Raw genomic sequence first — 17,123 nt, 5'->3', positions numbered from 1 at the left:
TAAAAGGAGAATCAACATGTCTGAAAATCAAATCGCTCTTAAAAACCTTGTCTCAATGGAAACTCTTACCAATGAAGAAGTAATGGCATTGATCAAACGTGGGATTGAGTTCAAAAACGGAGCTAAAGCATCCTACGAAGACCAACACATCATCTCAAACCTTTTCTTTGAACCTTCAACTCGTACCCACAAAGCCTTTGAAGTGGCAGAGTTGAAATTGGGATGTGATCTCCTTGACTTTGATGTTAAGACAAGCTCTGTGAACAAAGGTGAAACACTTTACGACACCATCTTGACCATGTCAGCTCTTGGAGTAGATGTCTGCGTCATCCGTCACCCTGAAGTGGACTACTACAAAGAATTGGTTGAAAGCCCAACGATCACAGCCTCTATCGTCAATGGTGGGGATGGTTCAGGTCAACACCCAAGCCAAAGTTTGCTTGATTTGATGACCATCTACCAAGAATTCGGTCACTTTGATGGCTTGAAAGTTTGTATCGCTGGGGACTTGGATCACTCACGTGTGGCAAAATCAAATATGCAAATCTTGAAACGTTTGGGAGCAACCCTCTACTTTGCAGGTCCAGACGAATGGAGAAGTGCGGAATTTGAAGACTATGGAACCTTCGTCACTATCGATGAAGTCATTGAAGATGTAGATGTGATGATGTTCTTGCGTGTGCAACACGAACGTCATGATTACGAATCACTCTTCTCTAAAGAAAACTACCACCGTCTTCATGGTTTGACTCAAGAACGTTATGACCGTATGAAAGATACAGCGATCTTGATGCACCCAGCACCAGTCAACCGTGACGTTGAAATTGCGGACCACTTGGTAGAAGCTCCTAAATCACGCATCGTAGAACAAATGACCAACGGTGTCTTTGTCCGTATGGCCATCATTGAAGCCGTCCTTAAAGGTCGCGGTGCAAAATAAGATAACTGACAATTCATTGAAAGGAAAGAAAGAGGACAGAGTAGAGAGCTACATGGAATCTGACTTTCCTTTTTTTGAGGAACTATGATAAAATTGGACTAGTGAAAAAGAAGGGAGGGGTTCGATGAAACGATTATTGGTCCTAGAGGATGGGACTGTATTTGAAGGGGAAGCCTTTGGTGCAGACTTATATGTGACTGGTGAATTGGTCTTTACGACAGCCATGACAGGCTATCAAGAATTGATCACGGATCAGGCTTTTAGTGGCCAGATCCTCTCCTTTACCTTTCCGGTTATTGGCGCAGCAGGGATCAATCGGGATGATTCTGAATCCATTACACCCACTTGTCTGGCAGTAGTGGTTCAGCATCTGGTGGAGATGCCGAGCAATTGGCGGCAACAGATGACCTTGGATGAATTCTTGAATCGAAAAAAAATCCCTGGTATTGTAGGGATTGATACCCGCCAGGTTGCAAAAATTGTCCGCAAGTATGGACGGATGAAGGCAACTGTTATTAATAAGGGGGATTCGATCGAGCATATCTTGGATCAGTTGCGAGCGACAGTCCTTCCAAAAGACCAAGTGCGTCAAGTCTCGACCAAAACAGCCTATGCTGTACCTGGTTTTGGAAAGAGTATTGCCTTGATTGATCTAGGGGTCAAGCACTCTATCTTACGCCAGCTGAGTCAAAGGGACTGTAATGTGACAGTCTATCCCTATGATATCTCTTATGATGAACTGATGGAGCAGCAGCCAGATGGGGTTATTTTATCCAGTGGGCCAGGCGATCCCCATCAGGTAAAAAAACTTTGCCGCTTGATCAAAAAGCTCAATGGTCAGATTCCGATCTGGGGCATGGGCTTGGGAGCTCAGTTGTTGGCACAAGCTTACGGCGCTGAGCTGGCCCCTATGGAAGTCGGTCATTTCGGCTTGAACATACCTGTGCGTGAAATTGCGACAGGAAAAATCGAGATAACCAGTCAAAATCACTTGTATAGTATAGCGAGGGACAGTCTGCCTCATGATTTATTGGTCACACATGAAAATGTCAATGACCATAGTATTGAAGCTTTTCGTCATCGTTACCAACCGATTTTAGGGGTTCAATTCCAAGTGGATGCGAGTCCAGGTCCAAGGGAAAATCTCTATTTTTACGATGAATTTTTAGAGTTGATTGATGCCAAAATTCACGAAAGTAGAAGGGAGAAGGAATGATGAAACAAAACCAGAAATTGCTTCTCCTGTGTGGAGATTCTTATCAGGATATTAGCCTTTTGGCTGCGGTAAATGAAGCACAAAAACTCAATGCCAAGGATGGGAATGCTCTTGTCCTTTACTTGGGTGAAGAAAATGCTATCACCCAAGAAGCTGCAGATATAGTTGTAGTTAGTAAACTCAAGCTGGATGCTCTTAGGACGACTCTTCTTTCTTATACTGGATCTCGCTTGCTCCTAGCTTTTGCGGATAAACAGATTTTGAATCTCTTGTTTCGTTTGGAAGAAACTGGATTTTTCAAAGATGCATCGATCATGATTGTCGGGCCGAGTCTCCAACGCTACCGGACTTTTTACCAGCAGGCAGATCAACGACGTCTCTTTCAAGAGCTGGGCTATCAGGTACCTGCTTCAGCACTGGTTGGTTCGGTTCGAGAAGCTATCGAGTTTTCTGAAGGCATTCAATTTCCTATTATGATCTGGCCAGTAGCGAGTAAGCAAGGGCAAGGGCGAAAGATCGCTCATAACCTGGATGACTTGTGCGAAGCTGTAGAAATGGGACTTTCGGTCTCTCCAAGTCAGCAGTGTTTGCTGGAGTTTTCGACCTATGGCTTTAAGGAACTGGATTTTGTAGTCATACGGGATCGCGAAGACAATCACTACCTTGCTGCCTCTATTGAAAGCATTGATCCTGTTGGGATCCACTCCAGTGACTCTTACCAATTCATGCCAGCGGTCACTCTGACTGACCGGGAGTTTCAAAATCTTCGTGAAGCGGCGATCCATATCAGTCGCTATCTGAAGCTGACAGGAGCCATCTCCATTAAGTTTGCCTTGGATCCGACGAGCTATGCTTTTTATATCTTAGAGGTTAATCCATTTGCTTCAGATAGCATCTCGATGGCCTCTATGGGCTTGGGCTATTCCTTGTTTGAGCAAGGCGTGCAGCTGCAATTGGGGCGCTCTCTCGAGCATTTGCCTCACCCCTTATTACAGGATCTAAAGGCTGTCTATGAACCCAGTCTAGACTATATTTTCTTTAAGATCCCGATCTTTTCAGATGCTGCACAGAATGCTCGTCTCAATACCCAAATTCACTCCTATGGGGCAGTTTATGGATTTGGAAAGAGGATCGATGAAGCTTACCAACAGGCCTTAGAAACCATTAAAGATAAAAAACTGCTGACTGTCTTTCCTGAAGAAATGAGCGATGATGAGTTAATCCAAAAAATAGCTCGTCATATGCCCCATCGGCTCTTCTATATCTTAGAGGCTCTGAAACGTGGTTTTGAGTTTGAGGAACTCTTGGATTTGAGTAAATTAGCACCTGTCTATTTGCAGGTCCTAGCCAACCTTGTAGCAATGGAAAAAGCAGCAGAAGTTGCAACAAGTCCAGCCTTTCTTCCGGTTGAGCCATCAGCTGGCTTATATGAGGTCAAAGCAGGAGCAGCCTATTATCTGACCCAAAATGGGACCAATGAATCATTCGGTTTGGATGCTCCCTGTGTCTTAGTGGATGATCTAGAAATTCGGGACCCGAGTTTTTACCAAAAGGTACGAAAGAAGGAGCAAGAGTTAAAAGAAAAAGGACAACAGGTAATCTTACTCACCAATCGTCCTTTTACAGAATCTTTGGCAGATAAAGTCTATTATCTGCCTATCAATGAGACAAGTCTTAACCTAATTCAGACCATTGATCAGGTCAAAGATATTATCAAGCTTTCTAACCTACAATAAAGGATCCGGACAATCTATCCGAATCCTTTTTTTACTTATTTTTTGGTTACAATACCGATAATGGTATCAACAGCGCGTTCCATGGTTTGGAGGCTAACGTATTCAAAGCGACCGTGCATATTTTCGCCACCGGCAAAGATGTTTGGTGTAGGAATTCCCATAAAGGAAATTTTAGACCCATCTGTACCACCTCGGATCGGTTCAATGATTGGAGTGATGCCAAGATCTTCCATGACTTCCTTAGCAAGGGTAATCGGCGTCATATCTTTTTCAATCACTTGCTTCATGTTGTAGTACTGATCTTTGAGGGTGAGGAGAACGCGTTCGCTACCGAGCTCAGCATTCATCTGATCCACAATAGATGTCATGAGGTCTTTGCGTTTCTCAAAGCTTTCAGTTTCAAAGTCCCGAATGATGTAACTGGCACTTGCTTCCTCAACAGTTCCTTCAATGTTCATCAAGTGGTAGAAGCCTTCATAGCCTTCGGTTAATTCAGGACGTGCTCCTTCAGGTAGTTTGTTATGGAAATCAATGGCCAATTGAAGGGCATTGATCATTTGACCTTTGGCTGTACCTGGGTGGACATTGCGTCCTTTGAAGGTGATTTCAGCTCCAGCTGCTGAGAAGGTTTCGTATTGAAGCTCACCAAGAGGACCGCCATCAACCGTATAGGCGAAGTCTACATCAAAATCTTCTGCATCAAATTGATCGGCTCCGACGCCGATTTCTTCATCTGGACCAAAGCCGACACGGATCTCCCCATGTTTGATTTCAGGATGCGCTGTCAGATATTCGATAGCCGTCATAATTTCAGCTATACCAGATTTATCATCTGCTCCCAGAAGAGTAGTACCGTCCGTCGTGATCAAGGTTTGTCCCTTGTAGTTGTTCAAATGAGCAAAATCAGCTGGATCCAGTGTGAAACCAGAATCCCCTAGAGCAATGACACCCCCATCATAATTCTCAACAATTTGTGGATTGACATTTTCCGCATTGAAGTCAGCGGTGTCCATGTGAGAGATAAATCCAATCTTGCGTGTAAAGCTTGGATCATTAGCTGGTAGTGTCCCAATGGCATAGCCGTTTGGCAAATAGTAGACGTTTTGAAGACCCACGCGTTTCATCTCAGGGATCAAGACCTTGGTTGCAAAATCAACTTGTGATTGGGTACTTGGAGTGGTTGTAGAGTTTTCGTCTGAACGTGTGTTGACCTTTACATAGGTAATAAAACGGTCCAACAGATTTGCGTATTTCATAATCATTCTCCTTTTTCAGTTTCAATTAATTTGTGAATAGCATGGGCCACACCATCCTCATCATTAGTCAAGGTGATGAAGTCAGCTATTTCCTTGACAGCAGCATTGCCATTTCCCATAGCGACGCTATAGCCAGCAAAACGAAGCATTTCAAGGTCATTATTGGCATCTCCAAGAGCCATAACCTGGTCTCTGCTGTAGCCTAATGTTTGGCTTAATGCTTGAAGAGCAGATGCCTTGCTCGCACCTTTAGGAAGGATTTCAAATAGGATATTCTGTGAACGAACAGTGTTAAAATCGGCTTCCAACGCAGCCTCGTGCTGAGCTTGGAAGGCATAAATAGCAGAAGGCTCTCCTACATACATGGCTTGAAAAATAGGAACAAGGTTGGGCAGATCCTCTTCTGAGACAGGTGTCGGTTTACTATTAACAATGCCCGCATCCATCGTAACCAGTTCACTGGCTTCAGGTGCGACTACTAGGTAGTGATCTATGTCAAATAAGGTCAGCTGGACGTCTGAATCTTTCGTCAAAACATGCAACCGGTGCATGTCCTCAAGGCTTAATTCTTCCTTGCCAATGATTTCCCAATTCTTAGTAGACAAAGTTGTACAGCCGTTATTGATAATCATATAGTAGTTGCCATCCGGAAGACCAATCTCTTCAAAGATGGGACGGACACCCGCTAAGGGACGTCCCGTACAGATCACAATGTCATAGCCAGCTTCATGGGCCTTATGAAGAGCCTCAATATTGCCTTTAGACAGCGACTTATCTTCATGCAAGAGAGTTCCGTCCAAGTCAATCGCGATTAATTGAATCATTTAATCTCCTCCAGATCGAGAGGAACAAAGCCATCAATCACTTTTCCAATCACCCCAGGTTCCTCATCTAGTGGAATGATCTGATCACTATATTTCTTATTGAGGGAAACAAGTCGTACCCCGTTGGCCTCACGAAAGACACGTTTGATCAAAGTTTGCCCATCAAAATCAATGGCATAAATAGCCCCTGCCTGATCGTAGTAGGTTTGCTTGATTAACACAACGGCTCCCTTTTCATATTTGGGCTCTAGGGAATCCGTATGAATCCAAAAAGCCAAGTCGTAAGGGATCTTTTGATCAAACCAGACGATATCAGCCTGTTTCTGATTTTGATAAGATGCAAAAGAATCATAGACAAAATAAGAGTGGTATTGCTTTTCAATCTTCTGTTTTTCTTTCTGATGGGTCAAGAGACTTTTACCATAAGAAAGAAGATTTTCTTGATTTCCCTCATCGAGCTGTTTGTACAATCTCTCAATCTCTGAATCAATGACCACAAAATCATTTCGTAATCGAGGGTCAATTTCAGCAACTGCTACCTGAAAAAAGGCAGCAATCTTCTCCAAATTTTCAGGAACGGGAAGAGAAGTTCCTTTTACATAACCAGTTAAAGTGCTAGCAGGAATTCCAGTAATACGAGATAATTCGATCTGCTTTTTCCCTTGTTCTTTCAGTAATTCTCGGATCTTTTCCGATATAATCCGTAATGCCTCTTTGTCTTGAGGACTTGCTTTTCCACGACCTCTGGCCAACGTACTCACCTCCTTGTATTTACCTTTTCTATTATAATGAATTAAATCGAAAAAGTAAATAGAAATCCCTGATAAATGTGAAAAAAGATTGATTTGATATAAATCGGATTTTCCATTGAAATTTCATTTAATTTTCCTTTACTTTTTGAGGGAAAAGGTCTAAGATAAAATCAAAGAATTCATGGAGGTTGTGGTATGATTCGTAGCGTTCAAGTCAAAGATGCAGGTCAAATTCGAGATTTGTGTCACCAAGCATTGGGGTATGATTCGACCCTTGAGAAAGTGGCAGCTCAGATCGAAAAATTCAATCTGCCAGACTCGGGTCACTTTTGTTTTGTACACGAAGAGGACCAAACAGGCAAAATTCTTGGTTATGTCGAAGCAGAGGTTTATGAAAGTCTTTATAGTGATGCTGGTCTAAATATTTTAGGTCTAGCGGTTTTCCCTTCTGCGCAAGGACATGGGATCGGTCGCCAATTGATGGAGCGAGTTGAAGAACTTGCCAAAAGCAGACATTCTGCTTTTATCCGTTTAAATTCTGGATCTCATCGAAAAGAAGCCCATATCTTTTACGAACACATAGGCTATGAGGGAAATAAAACGCAGAAGCGATTTTTGAAAATAATGAATTAAGATAGGCAAAGGCCTATCTTTTTTGTTATAATGAAGAGTACGATTAAATTTACTAGGAAGATGATTATGCCAAATTTTGAAGAATTAAAAAAACGACAAGAGAAGATTCGGAACTTCTCGATCATCGCCCATATTGACCATGGAAAGTCAACCTTGGCCGATCGAATTTTAGAAAAAACCGAAACCGTGTCTAGTCGGGAGATGCAAGCCCAACTCCTAGATAGCATGGACCTGGAACGGGAACGTGGGATTACCATCAAGCTCAATGCCATCGAGTTGAACTACACGGCTAAAGACGGGGAGACCTATATCTTCCACTTGATTGACACACCGGGGCACGTGGACTTTACTTATGAGGTTTCGCGTTCACTTGCTGCCTGTGAGGGAGCCATTCTCGTAGTGGATGCCGCTCAAGGGATTGAAGCCCAGACACTAGCCAATGTTTACCTTGCTTTGGACAACGATTTGGAGATTCTGCCAGTTATTAACAAAATTGACCTACCAGCTGCAGATCCAGAACGTGTGCGCACAGAAGTAGAAGATGTGATTGGCTTGGATGCTAGCGAGGCAGTGCTAGCTTCTGCCAAGGCTGGTATTGGGATTGAAGAGATTTTGGAGCAGATCGTTGAGAAAGTTCCTGCTCCGACAGGTGATGTTGAAGCGCCACTTCAAGCCTTGATCTTTGATTCCGTCTATGACGCCTATCGTGGGGTGATCCTTCAGGTACGGGTTGTCAATGGAATGGTCAAACCAGGCGATAAGATCCAGCTCATGAGTAATGGAAAAACCTTTGATGTGACTGAGGTTGGGATCTTTACTCCTAAAGCAGTTGGACGTGATTTCCTTGCTACAGGAGATGTTGGTTATATTGCGGCCTCTATCAAGACCGTTGCAGATACCCGTGTCGGGGACACTGTGACCTTAGCGACCAATCCAGCAAGTGAGCCACTACATGGGTACAAGCAGATGAACCCAATGGTCTTTGCTGGTCTTTACCCAATCGAATCCAATAAATATAATGATCTTCGTGAAGCCTTGGAAAAATTGCAATTGAATGACGCTAGTCTTCAATTTGAACCGGAAACTTCTCAAGCCCTTGGTTTTGGTTTCCGTTGTGGTTTCTTGGGACTCCTTCATATGGACGTTATCCAAGAGCGCTTAGAGCGTGAGTTTAATATTGACTTGATCATGACAGCACCGTCTGTTATCTACAAGGTTAATTTGACAGATGGCGAAGCACTAGATGTGTCTAACCCATCTGAGTTCCCAGATCCAACCAAGATCGCTTCGATTGAAGAACCTTATGTAAAGGCGCAGATCATGGTGCCACAAGAGTTTGTCGGAGCTGTCATGGAATTGGCCCAACGCAAACGTGGGGATTTTGTGACCATGGACTACATCGACGAAAATCGGGTCAATGTCATCTATCAAATCCCACTGGCGGAAATTGTCTTTGATTTCTTTGATAAATTGAAATCCTCTACTCGTGGCTATGCAAGCTTTGACTATGAGTTGTCTGAATACCGTCCATCTAAATTGGTTAAAATGGATATCCTTCTTAATGGCGATACCGTCGATGCTCTCAGCTTTATCGTTCACAAGGACTTTGCCTATGAACGTGGTAAGTTGATCGTTGAGAAGCTTAAGAAGATTATCCCTCGTCAACAGTTTGAGGTGCCCATCCAAGCAGCCATCGGTCATAAGATCGTGGCCCGTACAGATATCAAGGCCCTTCGGAAGAACGTCTTGGCCAAGTGTTATGGTGGGGATGTCTCACGGAAACGAAAGCTTCTTGAAAAACAAAAAGCCGGTAAGAAACGGATGAAAGCCATCGGTTCGGTAGAAGTGCCACAGGAAGCCTTCTTATCCGTATTGTCAATGGATGAAGAATAACAATTAGAGAGTGGGACAGAAATAGGTAATTCGTTAGAATTCGATTTCGTCGTCCCACCTCCGCACAGTTGAGTAGGGCTGTAAAAGCTGATGAAATCAGCGTAGTAGAGCCCACTCAACCACTGCGTCTTGCTCGACAATCCAAAAACAATTAAAAGGCTAGGACTTTTGTCCCAGCCTTTTGTTTTAGGTTTAAAAGAAATGAACTGAATTTGAAAGGTTCGATCAGATGTGACACGTATCCTATTTTAAAATACCTGTATTTATGGTAGACTAGGGGAAGGAAAACGTTCTCAAGGAGGTTGAGTATGAAACACAAATTACTAGTCACATCCCTTACGATTCTTTCTGCCTGCACACTAATGGCTTGTAGTCACACCGCTAAAAAGGATACAACAGCTTCTTCTACAAAAGAAAGTAGCAGCAAAGTCGAAAAGAAAACAAGTAGTTCTTCGTCAAAGGATACTACTTCTACAAAGAAAAGCACTACCAATCAAGAAACCAAGCGGATTGGAAATGCAGATTATGGATACATCAATATTCCAAGTAAATGGATCAAGTTTACGGACCTTAGTGGTGTTGAGGCTGTCCAATATACTGATGGGAGTGGTTATAATATTGTTACCCTGAACAGTTTTACCAAAGAAAAAGCCAAAGTTCCTGCTGATATGGAATTTAATGCAGAATTTCTGGCCAAGAAACTAGCCGTTATGTGGCAAGACAATCAGGATGTTGGGAAGATGACAGGAGCGCGGACTAAAGTCGCAGGACTGGACGCCTACCAGCTCCAAATTGTCATGAAATCTGGTCAATACCTGATTACTTGGATCTTCCAGAAGGGTGAAAAAGTTTATACCATTTCATTTGAAGGAGATGCAGAAACCCTGAAAACCTTTATCCCGTATATCGAAGATACCTGGAGCCTGGATGGAACAGGTGCCGTAACGGATTAATCAAGTGAGATAGATCTCAGGATCTATCTTTTTTTAGAGTCTTTGTGGTATAATCTTTCTATTGTTTAGAAGAGGAAATAGAGGATGACACAGGAAATTGATATTGAAAAATACCATCAGTTAGCTCTCCAAAAGCAAAAGGAGCACCGAAAGGTATTGGCGAATCTGAAAAAGAAGCCTCCTAAAAATCTAGATAAAATAGCCCAAGAAATTCACGATGAAGTCTTTCAAGAAATTGATTGTACCGTCTGCGCCAATTGCTGTAAGACCTTAGGTCCTGATTTTAAGGAAGCAGATATCACGCGGATCGCCAAGTATTTCAAGATGAAACTTCCTGCTTTTGAGGCGGAGTTTCTTCAAGTTGACGAGGATGGGGACAAGGTTTTTAAATCCATGCCTTGCCCTTTCTTAGGTGGAGATAACCTCTGTTCGATTTATGATGTTCGTCCGAAAGCTTGTCGAGAGTTTCCTCATACCGATCGCAAGAAGATCTACCAGATCAACCATCTGACCATCAAAAATACGCTCACTTGCCCAGCTGCTTATTTATTTGTCGAAAAATTGAAGGATCGTTTGTAATGGCATATAAATTTTTACTTTTTGATTTGGACCATACCTTGTTGGATTTTGAATCTGCTGAAGAAACAGCCTTGACTCAGATGTTAGAAGACATGAATTTTCCAGATGTAGAGGCCTTTAAAGATTACTACAAACCTATGAACCAAGGGCTCTGGAAGGACTTGGAACAAAAGAAGCTCACCAAACAAGAACTCGTGGATAGTCGGTTTGCGATTGGGTTTGCCCACTTTGGGATCACGGTTGACGGGGCTGAGATGGCTCTTCGCTACCAAGATTACATCAGTCTTCAAGGGCAATCTTTTCCAGGGGCGGAGGACTTACTGGCCCGACTTAAAAAAGCAGGTTACCAGCTCTATGGTGCAACGAACGGAGTGACGGCCATTCAAGAAGGACGCTTAGCTCATTCTACCATCGCACCTTATTTTAAAGAGGTCTTTATCTCTGAACAGCTTCATACTCAGAAACCAGAACCTGCATTTTTTGACAAAGTTGGCCAACTGATTCCGGGGTTTAGCAAGGAAGAGACTCTCATGATCGGTGATTCTTTGACAGCGGATATCGCAGGAGGGAATGCTGTGGGGATTGCTACCGTTTGGTATAATCCAGATCACAAGGAAAATACCAGCCAAGTAGTGCCAACTTATGAAGTTAGCACCTATCAAGAAATCGCCGATTTACTGCTTAATTAAAAAATTTTAAACACTGTCAAGTTTTTTTCTTGACAGGTTGATGAAATGTGTTATAATAGATCATGTGCTAAATAGCTTGTCTATTTCACCGAAAATTAAAATATAGAAAAGAGACTTATAAAAATGGCAGTTAAAATTCGTTTGACTCGTATGGGTTCTAAGAAAAAACCTTACTACCGTATCAACGTAGCAGATTCACGTTCACCACGTGATGGACGTTTCATCGAAACAGTTGGAACTTACAATCCACTTGTTGAAGAAAACCAAGTAACTTTGAAAGAAGACCGCGTTCTTGCATGGTTGGCTGACGGAGCTCAACCTTCAGATACAGTTCGCAACATCCTTTCAAAAGCTGGTGTGATGAAGAAATTCCACGATTCTAAATTCTCAAAATAATTTTTTAAGTAGGTTGATGTATGGATACGATTGAAAATCTCATTATTGCAATTGTGAAACCCTTGATTTCACAACCGGATGCTTTAACCATCAAGATCGAAGATACTCCTGAATTTTTGGAGTACCATCTTGACCTTGATCCTAGCGATGTTGGTCGTGTAATCGGTCGAAAAGGTCGCACCATTTCTGCGATAAGAACGATTGTCTACTCTGTCCCAACTGAAGATAAAAAAGTAAGAATCGTTATTGACGAAAAATAAGAAAAGCGGGACAGGGTCTCGCTTTTTTTGCAAGGAGAAGGAATGAGAGATTTAACAGTTAGACAACTAGAGGAATACTTACTTGATCATTACCAACAATCTAGAACAGAAGAAGGACTTTTTATCAAACTAGTGGAAGAAGTTGGAGAAGTCGCTGAGGTTTTAAATGGACGTTCAGGTAGAAAAGAGGGTGTCCAAGATTCAAACGAGGAATTGGCAAAGGAGTTGGCAGATATCATTCACTACACAGTAGCAATTGCAGCTATTAACCACATCGACCTAACGAAGACCATTTTTGAAAAAGACAAGAAGGCAGCCATCAAGTATCAGCATGAACAAGATTTGGAAGGTTTTTTAGCAAAAAAGAGCATTTGAGAAAATCCCTTGAACGTGATAAAATAAAACCTAAGAATGTTAAGTGAATTGTTGTTTAGAAAGAGTTATTTTGATATGAACCGATTTGAAGTAACTACAAAGATTGGTTGTCTCTCTATTACTTATAAAAAGAGAAATAAAGTACTAGTTTGTTTAAATGGTACTGGTTTGATACCAAGTTATGAAAATTTCCTACCAATACTTGAGAAACTTCCTTCCTCAATAGGTTACTTAACGATTGATTTTCCGAATACAGGTAGGAGTCCGATTCATAGTCAAACAGGACTTAATTTGGATAATCTTGTTGAAGCGGTATTTGAAATCCTGAAGGGATTGGAAATTTCCAATTATATACTTTGTGTTCATAGTTTAAGTGGTGTTTTGGCTTTAAAGTTAATGAGTAAACCAATTAAGTGTCAAGCTTTGATAGCAATTGAACCAACAACAAAAAATATAATGTTTGCTGATTTTTCAAAAAATCCTTATCCAGAAATGGAAGAGCAAATGAGAATGATTGAAGAATGTGGTCCGGAAAAATTATTTTAAGGGACTAACTCAAGCAACATTTGAACCTGAAACTGATAGACTGATTTGGGAATTGATGGAAGAAAAGGGCTTAGAATTGGAAAAGCAAGTTCCTGGATTTCAGATATCTGTAACTATTACCGCTGAAGATTTTGATAGTTTGTCCTTAGCAGATAATATTCCTGTTTTCGTATTTTGTCAGGCGTACAGAGAAAAAGAGTACAGAGATTCAGAATATTGGAATTCTAATACAAAACTCATTCTAGGTGGAAACCACCACTATCTACAGTGGTCAGAATCGGAAAAAATTGCAGCTCTTATTAGAGAACTGTAGAGATAAATTAATTAAAAGAGGGATGTAAAGAATAAAATGAATTATTTTAACGTTGGGAAAATTGTCAATACCCAAGGCTTGCAAGGTGAGATGCGGGTCTTGTCCGTGACAGACTTTGCGGAAGAGCGTTTTAAAAAAGGAGCTGAGTTGGCTCTCTTTGATGAGAAGGATCGTTTTGTCCAAACGGTGACCATTGCTAGCCATCGCAAGCACAAGAATTTCGACATCATCAAGTTTAAGGATATGTACCATATCAATGCCATCGAGAAATTCAAAGGCTTTATCCTCAAGGTTGCGGAAGAAGACTTGACGGATTTGGAGGATGGCGAGTTTTATTACCATGAGATCATCGGCCTTGATGTTTACGAAAATGACCAACTGATCGGTCAGATCAAGGAGATTCTTCAACCAGGTGCCAATGATGTCTGGGTGGTGAAACGCAAAGGCAAACGAGACCTTCTCTTGCCTTATATCCCACCAGTGGTCCTCAATATTGATATCCCAGCGAACCGGGTGGATGTAGACATCTTAGAAGGGTTAGACGATGAAGATTGATATTTTAACCCTCTTTCCAGAGATGTTTTCGCCTTTGGAGCACTCGATTGTCGGAAAGGCGCGTGAAAAAGGACTTCTCGAGATCAACTACCATAATTTCCGCGAAAATGCAGAGAAGGCGCGGCATGTGGACGATGAACCTTATGGTGGCGGGCAAGGTATGCTCTTACGTGCTCAGCCGATTTTTGATGCCTTTGATGCCATTGAGAAAAAGAATCCGCGCGTGATCCTGCTGGATCCTGCTGGTCGGACCTTCGACCAAGCCTACGCAGAAGAGTTGGCTCAGGAAGAAGAATTGATTTTTATCTGTGGTCACTATGAGGGCTACGACGAGCGGATCAAGACCTTGGTGACGGATGAGATTTCTCTTGGCGATTATGTCCTGACGGGTGGCGAGCTAGCGGCCATGACTATGATTGATGCGACGGTACGCTTGATTCCAGAAGTGATCGGAAAAGAGTCCAGCCACCAGGATGACAGTTTCTCCTCTGGTCTCTTAGAGTATCCTCAATACACCCGGCCTTATGAATACAGAGGAATGACAGTTCCAGATGTTCTTATGAGTGGTCACCATGAAAATATTCGTCAGTGGCGCCTCTATCAGAGTTTGAAAAAGACCTTAGAACGTCGTCCAGACTTGCTAGAAAACTATGAGTTGACAGCAGAAGAAGAGAAGATGTTGGAACAAATTAAACAAGAAGACTAACAGCGTCAGCTGTTTTTCTTTTGCCTCAAAAATTTATGAAAAAAACTTTTTAAACCTACTAGTTATTGGTAACAAAATGTGGTATGCTAAGGGGTAGAGAAACTTCAAGAAAATAATTCAGTTTTGGGGGTGAGTTTAATGGGAAAGAAATTAGGAAAATCGGTTTTCACGACAGGGATTGCTGCGACAACGGTCCTATCTGGCATGTTTCATCACAAGGCAAATGCCGAAGAGGTCAAACAAAATGAAAATCCAGAAACCAACAGCACGGAAGTAGTCGAGAAACCAATTACGGTTGATGAGTTGAAGCAAATCACAGCTCAAAAAGGCCAAGTGGTAAAAGATATCCACTACCAAGAGCAAAAAGTGATCGATGCTCAAACGGATGTCAAGGCGGCTGGACAAGAACTGGAAGAAAAGAAAGCAGAAGTGACGGATGCGGAAAACCTCATCGCAACGACATCGGATGCCCAAGTTCAGAATGCAGAAAATGACGTCAAGGTGGCTCAAGCCTATGTGACTATCGAAGAAAATAAGGTTCGAGAAGCAGAAGCTGCCCATGACCAAGTCGTAGAGGCTGTTCGTCAACAGGAAAATCAGGTTACTGCTCAGGAATCTTTGGTCGATGTAGCACAAAATGAATTGAACCAAGCAAAAGCACCGATTTCAAATGATGAGAATGTGCTAAACCAGGCCTTGTTGGAGCAAAGCCAAGTCGAGCAAAGTATTCGAGAATCTCAGAATTATCTGGCGACCTTGCAAGCGAGTCAGCAAACCGGTTCAGATGCAGTGGCTCAAATTGAGAACGATATTCAACTGGCTCAAACGCGTCTGACAGATTTGAAAGCGGTCATCGCTACCAAGGAAGCAGAATTGGCAGCCTTAGAACAAGCAGCGGCCAATAGCCCAGTTCAGTTGAGTCAAGCGACTTATGAAGGTTATTTGCAACACTTAGCCGAGAATGGCAATGAAGCTGCAGCGAGTGCTTTAGCCCTCTACAAGCGTGGTCGGGAAGAAGATGGCTTGACAGTTGGAGAGTCTGGATCTTTGCAAGCCAACCTTCGAGCTCTTGAAATTGCGGATGCCATCAATAGCTATCGTCGCAATGCCGGCTTGCCTGAATTGGAGCTGGATCCTTATTCCCTTCCTGCCAGTCAAGTACAGTTGGAATACTTCAAAAAAGCCAACTGGCATATGTTTAAGTATTTGCCAAACGAGAACATTGCATATGGCTTCTCACCTGCTGGTGCGGTTGACTTTTGGTACAATGAAAAAGCGGCTTATCAAGAAGTAGCGGCTCAATATGGTCTACCAACAGACGAAACTCAAATTGATGCCAACGATATCTATATGAAGATTGGGGCTGAGGCCTTTGCTAAGGTTGGTCATTACCTCCAAATGGTAGACAACAAAGCGACAGCTTTATCAGTCGCTTATGACCCTAGCAATGCCATGTCAGAAGCAGCTTTCTTACACAGCCCAGTCAATTCAGCAGTGTCAACCAGTGCACTCGCTTACCAATTGCGTCAGGGAGCTGGGGCTACGACGACAAGATCAGATGTCAAAGCAAAATCTGATGAAGTCGCTAATCTCAAGCTGGACAAGGCCAATCAAGAGTCACAAATCATTATCTTGCAAGGCAAGTTAGAAGATGCCCGCCATGCTAATTCAAATGTGGCAGTAGAGATGGCCAATGTCCAAAAGACCATCCAAAATTACAAAATTCTTCTCGTTAGCAAGGACCATGCGGTTGAAAAGGCGAAGGCGACTCTTGATGTATCTCGAGGTCGGATTGAAGCAGCTATCCAGCCAAAAGAAGCAGCCCTTCAAAAAGCGAAGGATTTGTTAGCGGCTGCGCGTGAGAAATTAGATCTTTTAAAAGCAGAAGAGGCAGAAAAAGCCCAAGTCGTTCAAGAAGCGCATGAGGGCTTGAAGGCGGCGCAAGAGCGCCTGGTTGCAGCTGAAAAACGTCTTTCTGACTTTAAAAATGCACCAGAATTATTGGTCAAAGCCCAATCCGTTTTATCAGCTGCGGTGGCTAATTTAGAGAATAAAAAAGAAAAATTGGAAGCAGAATTTACAACCCTTCAATCTTATCAAAGTGTTGTGGAGCTGTTGAATTCCCAATATGAAGATCTAGCCTCACGGATGGATCCAGCTATTTTAGAAGCAGCAGATATGCCAATGGATATCCGCTCAAGCAATCCAACAACTTTCTCGGATAGACCAACCGTTCTTCCAACAACTACCAATAGTCCGCAAGTGCAAGCACCAACAGCTACTCCGGCGCCAAAACAAGAAGCTAAAGTAGAAGAAATTAAACCGAAAAAAGAAAACAGCCAAGCTGTGGCTGGAACTGATTCCTCCAAATATGCAGCAGCAACAACAGGTGTTGCCGTCGGGCTACTTGCTGGATTGTTTGGTTTCAAGAAAAAGAAACAATCTTCAAAAAATGATTAAGACATACCGAAGATAGAGTGAATGCTTAGACACTTTATTGC

17 protein-coding genes and 1 pseudogene are annotated in these 17,123 nt (G+C 42.5%); 15 read left to right on the top strand and 3 right to left on the bottom strand.

The genetic code is table 11. The features are described from left to right. The first annotated feature begins 16 nt into the window (after positions 1-16). From I2E70_RS02670 to I2E70_RS02660, 3 genes are all read left to right on the top strand, one after another. The gene (locus tag I2E70_RS02670; RefSeq protein ID WP_031577073.1) at positions 17-940 is read left to right on the top strand and encodes an aspartate carbamoyltransferase catalytic subunit; all 924 of its coding nucleotides are present in this window, start codon (positions 17-19) and stop codon (positions 938-940) included. A 124-nt stretch (positions 941-1,064) separates the two neighbouring features. Beyond that, a complete protein-coding gene (locus tag I2E70_RS02665; protein WP_195423301.1) occupies positions 1,065-2,156 on the top strand; it encodes a carbamoyl phosphate synthase small subunit in 1,092 nt (363 codons plus the stop codon). Continuing rightward, complete coding sequence (locus I2E70_RS02660) at positions 2,153-3,892, top strand: ATP-grasp domain-containing protein (RefSeq protein WP_195423299.1); 1,740 nt, start codon at positions 2,153-2,155, stop codon at positions 3,890-3,892. The genes I2E70_RS02665 and I2E70_RS02660 overlap by 4 nt, the downstream gene beginning before the upstream one ends. A gap of 35 nt (positions 3,893-3,927) precedes the next feature. Here the strand turns inward: I2E70_RS02660 and pepT are convergent, their stop codons facing one another. The 3 genes from pepT to I2E70_RS02645 are packed head-to-tail and all read right to left on the bottom strand — an operon-like array spanning position 3,928 to position 6,724. Beyond that, complete coding sequence (gene pepT / locus I2E70_RS02655; RefSeq protein WP_195423297.1) at positions 3,928-5,148, bottom strand: peptidase T; 1,221 nt, start codon at positions 5,146-5,148, stop codon at positions 3,928-3,930. A 2-nt stretch (positions 5,149-5,150) separates the two neighbouring features. After that, entirely contained in the window at positions 5,151-5,972 is an 822-nt protein-coding gene (locus I2E70_RS02650; RefSeq protein ID WP_195423295.1) for a Cof-type HAD-IIB family hydrolase, read from the bottom strand. Then, positions 5,969-6,724, bottom strand: a complete 756-nt coding sequence (locus I2E70_RS02645; RefSeq protein ID WP_195423293.1) for a LexA family transcriptional regulator — start codon at positions 6,722-6,724, stop codon at positions 5,969-5,971. The genes I2E70_RS02650 and I2E70_RS02645 overlap by 4 nt, the downstream gene beginning before the upstream one ends. Positions 6,725-6,919: 195 nt before the next feature. Here I2E70_RS02645 and I2E70_RS02640 point away from each other — a divergent pair, with 195 nt between their 5' ends. The 12 genes and pseudogenes from I2E70_RS02640 (at position 6,920) to I2E70_RS02585 (ending at position 17,082) form a co-directional block, all read left to right on the top strand. Continuing rightward, positions 6,920-7,357 carry a GNAT family N-acetyltransferase gene (locus tag I2E70_RS02640; RefSeq protein WP_195423291.1) on the top strand — a complete coding sequence of 146 codons (438 nt, stop codon included), beginning with the start codon at positions 6,920-6,922 and terminating at the stop codon, positions 7,355-7,357. Positions 7,358-7,423: 66 nt separating this feature from the next. Next, positions 7,424-9,250 carry a translation elongation factor 4 gene (gene lepA, locus I2E70_RS02635; RefSeq protein ID WP_009731117.1) on the top strand — a complete coding sequence of 609 codons (1,827 nt, stop codon included), beginning with the start codon at positions 7,424-7,426 and terminating at the stop codon, positions 9,248-9,250. Between the two features lie 308 nt (positions 9,251-9,558). Beyond that, positions 9,559-10,203 carry a hypothetical protein gene (locus tag I2E70_RS02630; protein ID WP_195423289.1) on the top strand — a complete coding sequence of 215 codons (645 nt, stop codon included), beginning with the start codon at positions 9,559-9,561 and terminating at the stop codon, positions 10,201-10,203. An 84-nt stretch (positions 10,204-10,287) separates the two neighbouring features. Then, positions 10,288-10,782 carry a YkgJ family cysteine cluster protein gene (locus I2E70_RS02625; RefSeq protein ID WP_195423287.1) on the top strand — a complete coding sequence of 165 codons (495 nt, stop codon included), beginning with the start codon at positions 10,288-10,290 and terminating at the stop codon, positions 10,780-10,782. Continuing rightward, entirely contained in the window at positions 10,782-11,471 is a 690-nt protein-coding gene (locus tag I2E70_RS02620; protein WP_195423285.1) for a YjjG family noncanonical pyrimidine nucleotidase, read from the top strand. Before I2E70_RS02625 ends, I2E70_RS02620 begins: the two co-directional genes overlap by 1 nt. A 123-nt stretch (positions 11,472-11,594) precedes the next feature. Continuing rightward, the gene (rpsP, locus tag I2E70_RS02615) at positions 11,595-11,867 is read left to right on the top strand and encodes a 30S ribosomal protein S16 (RefSeq protein ID WP_003007475.1); all 273 of its coding nucleotides are present in this window, start codon (positions 11,595-11,597) and stop codon (positions 11,865-11,867) included. Between the two features lie 20 nt (positions 11,868-11,887). Continuing rightward, positions 11,888-12,127, top strand: a complete 240-nt coding sequence (kphA, locus tag I2E70_RS02610; protein WP_003001620.1) for an RNA-binding protein KphA — start codon at positions 11,888-11,890, stop codon at positions 12,125-12,127. Positions 12,128-12,169: 42 nt separating this feature from the next. After that, positions 12,170-12,502: a MazG nucleotide pyrophosphohydrolase domain-containing protein gene (locus tag I2E70_RS02605; protein WP_013903651.1), complete on the top strand. Its 333-nt coding sequence runs from the start codon at positions 12,170-12,172 to the stop codon at positions 12,500-12,502. Positions 12,503-12,577: 75 nt separating this feature from the next. Next, positions 12,578-13,361: pseudogene (locus I2E70_RS02600) on the top strand (alpha/beta fold hydrolase). 36 nt (positions 13,362-13,397) lie between these two features. After that, a complete protein-coding gene (gene rimM, locus I2E70_RS02595; protein ID WP_195423283.1) occupies positions 13,398-13,916 on the top strand; it encodes a ribosome maturation factor RimM in 519 nt (172 codons plus the stop codon). Then, positions 13,906-14,622 carry a tRNA (guanosine(37)-N1)-methyltransferase TrmD gene (gene trmD / locus I2E70_RS02590; RefSeq protein ID WP_003007469.1) on the top strand — a complete coding sequence of 239 codons (717 nt, stop codon included), beginning with the start codon at positions 13,906-13,908 and terminating at the stop codon, positions 14,620-14,622. The genes rimM and trmD overlap by 11 nt, the downstream gene beginning before the upstream one ends. Before the next feature lie 138 nt (positions 14,623-14,760). Continuing rightward, complete coding sequence (locus tag I2E70_RS02585; protein WP_195423281.1) at positions 14,761-17,082, top strand: CAP domain-containing protein; 2,322 nt, start codon at positions 14,761-14,763, stop codon at positions 17,080-17,082. Positions 17,083-17,123 lie beyond the last annotated feature (41 nt).

The organism is Streptococcus parasanguinis (assembly GCF_015556095.1).
Taxonomy (GTDB): domain Bacteria; phylum Bacillota; class Bacilli; order Lactobacillales; family Streptococcaceae; genus Streptococcus; species Streptococcus parasanguinis_Q.
This window is presented reverse-complemented; position numbering and strand designations above follow the sequence as displayed.

What these genes read in the sequence shown, in the direction of transcription:
- I2E70_RS02670 (WP_031577073.1), top strand. Translation starts at nt 17, where the DNA reads ATGTCTGAAAATCAAATCGCTCTTAAAAACCTTGTCTCAATGGAAACT.
- I2E70_RS02665 (WP_195423301.1), top strand. Translation starts at nt 1,065, where the DNA reads ATGAAACGATTATTGGTCCTAGAGGATGGGACTGTATTTGAAGGGGAA.
- I2E70_RS02660 (WP_195423299.1), top strand. Translation starts at nt 2,153, where the DNA reads ATGATGAAACAAAACCAGAAATTGCTTCTCCTGTGTGGAGATTCTTAT.
- pepT (WP_195423297.1), bottom strand. Translation starts at nt 5,148, where the DNA reads ATGAAATACGCAAATCTGTTGGACCGTTTTATTACCTATGTAAAGGTC.
- I2E70_RS02650 (WP_195423295.1), bottom strand. Translation starts at nt 5,972, where the DNA reads ATGATTCAATTAATCGCGATTGACTTGGACGGAACTCTCTTGCATGAA.
- I2E70_RS02640 (WP_195423291.1), top strand. Translation starts at nt 6,920, where the DNA reads ATGATTCGTAGCGTTCAAGTCAAAGATGCAGGTCAAATTCGAGATTTG.
- lepA (WP_009731117.1), top strand. Translation starts at nt 7,424, where the DNA reads ATGCCAAATTTTGAAGAATTAAAAAAACGACAAGAGAAGATTCGGAAC.
- I2E70_RS02630 (WP_195423289.1), top strand. Translation starts at nt 9,559, where the DNA reads ATGAAACACAAATTACTAGTCACATCCCTTACGATTCTTTCTGCCTGC.
- I2E70_RS02625 (WP_195423287.1), top strand. Translation starts at nt 10,288, where the DNA reads ATGACACAGGAAATTGATATTGAAAAATACCATCAGTTAGCTCTCCAA.
- I2E70_RS02620 (WP_195423285.1), top strand. Translation starts at nt 10,782, where the DNA reads ATGGCATATAAATTTTTACTTTTTGATTTGGACCATACCTTGTTGGAT.
- rpsP (WP_003007475.1), top strand. Translation starts at nt 11,595, where the DNA reads ATGGCAGTTAAAATTCGTTTGACTCGTATGGGTTCTAAGAAAAAACCT.
- kphA (WP_003001620.1), top strand. Translation starts at nt 11,888, where the DNA reads ATGGATACGATTGAAAATCTCATTATTGCAATTGTGAAACCCTTGATT.
- I2E70_RS02605 (WP_013903651.1), top strand. Translation starts at nt 12,170, where the DNA reads ATGAGAGATTTAACAGTTAGACAACTAGAGGAATACTTACTTGATCAT.
- rimM (WP_195423283.1), top strand. Translation starts at nt 13,398, where the DNA reads ATGAATTATTTTAACGTTGGGAAAATTGTCAATACCCAAGGCTTGCAA.
- trmD (WP_003007469.1), top strand. Translation starts at nt 13,906, where the DNA reads ATGAAGATTGATATTTTAACCCTCTTTCCAGAGATGTTTTCGCCTTTG.
- I2E70_RS02585 (WP_195423281.1), top strand. Translation starts at nt 14,761, where the DNA reads ATGGGAAAGAAATTAGGAAAATCGGTTTTCACGACAGGGATTGCTGCG.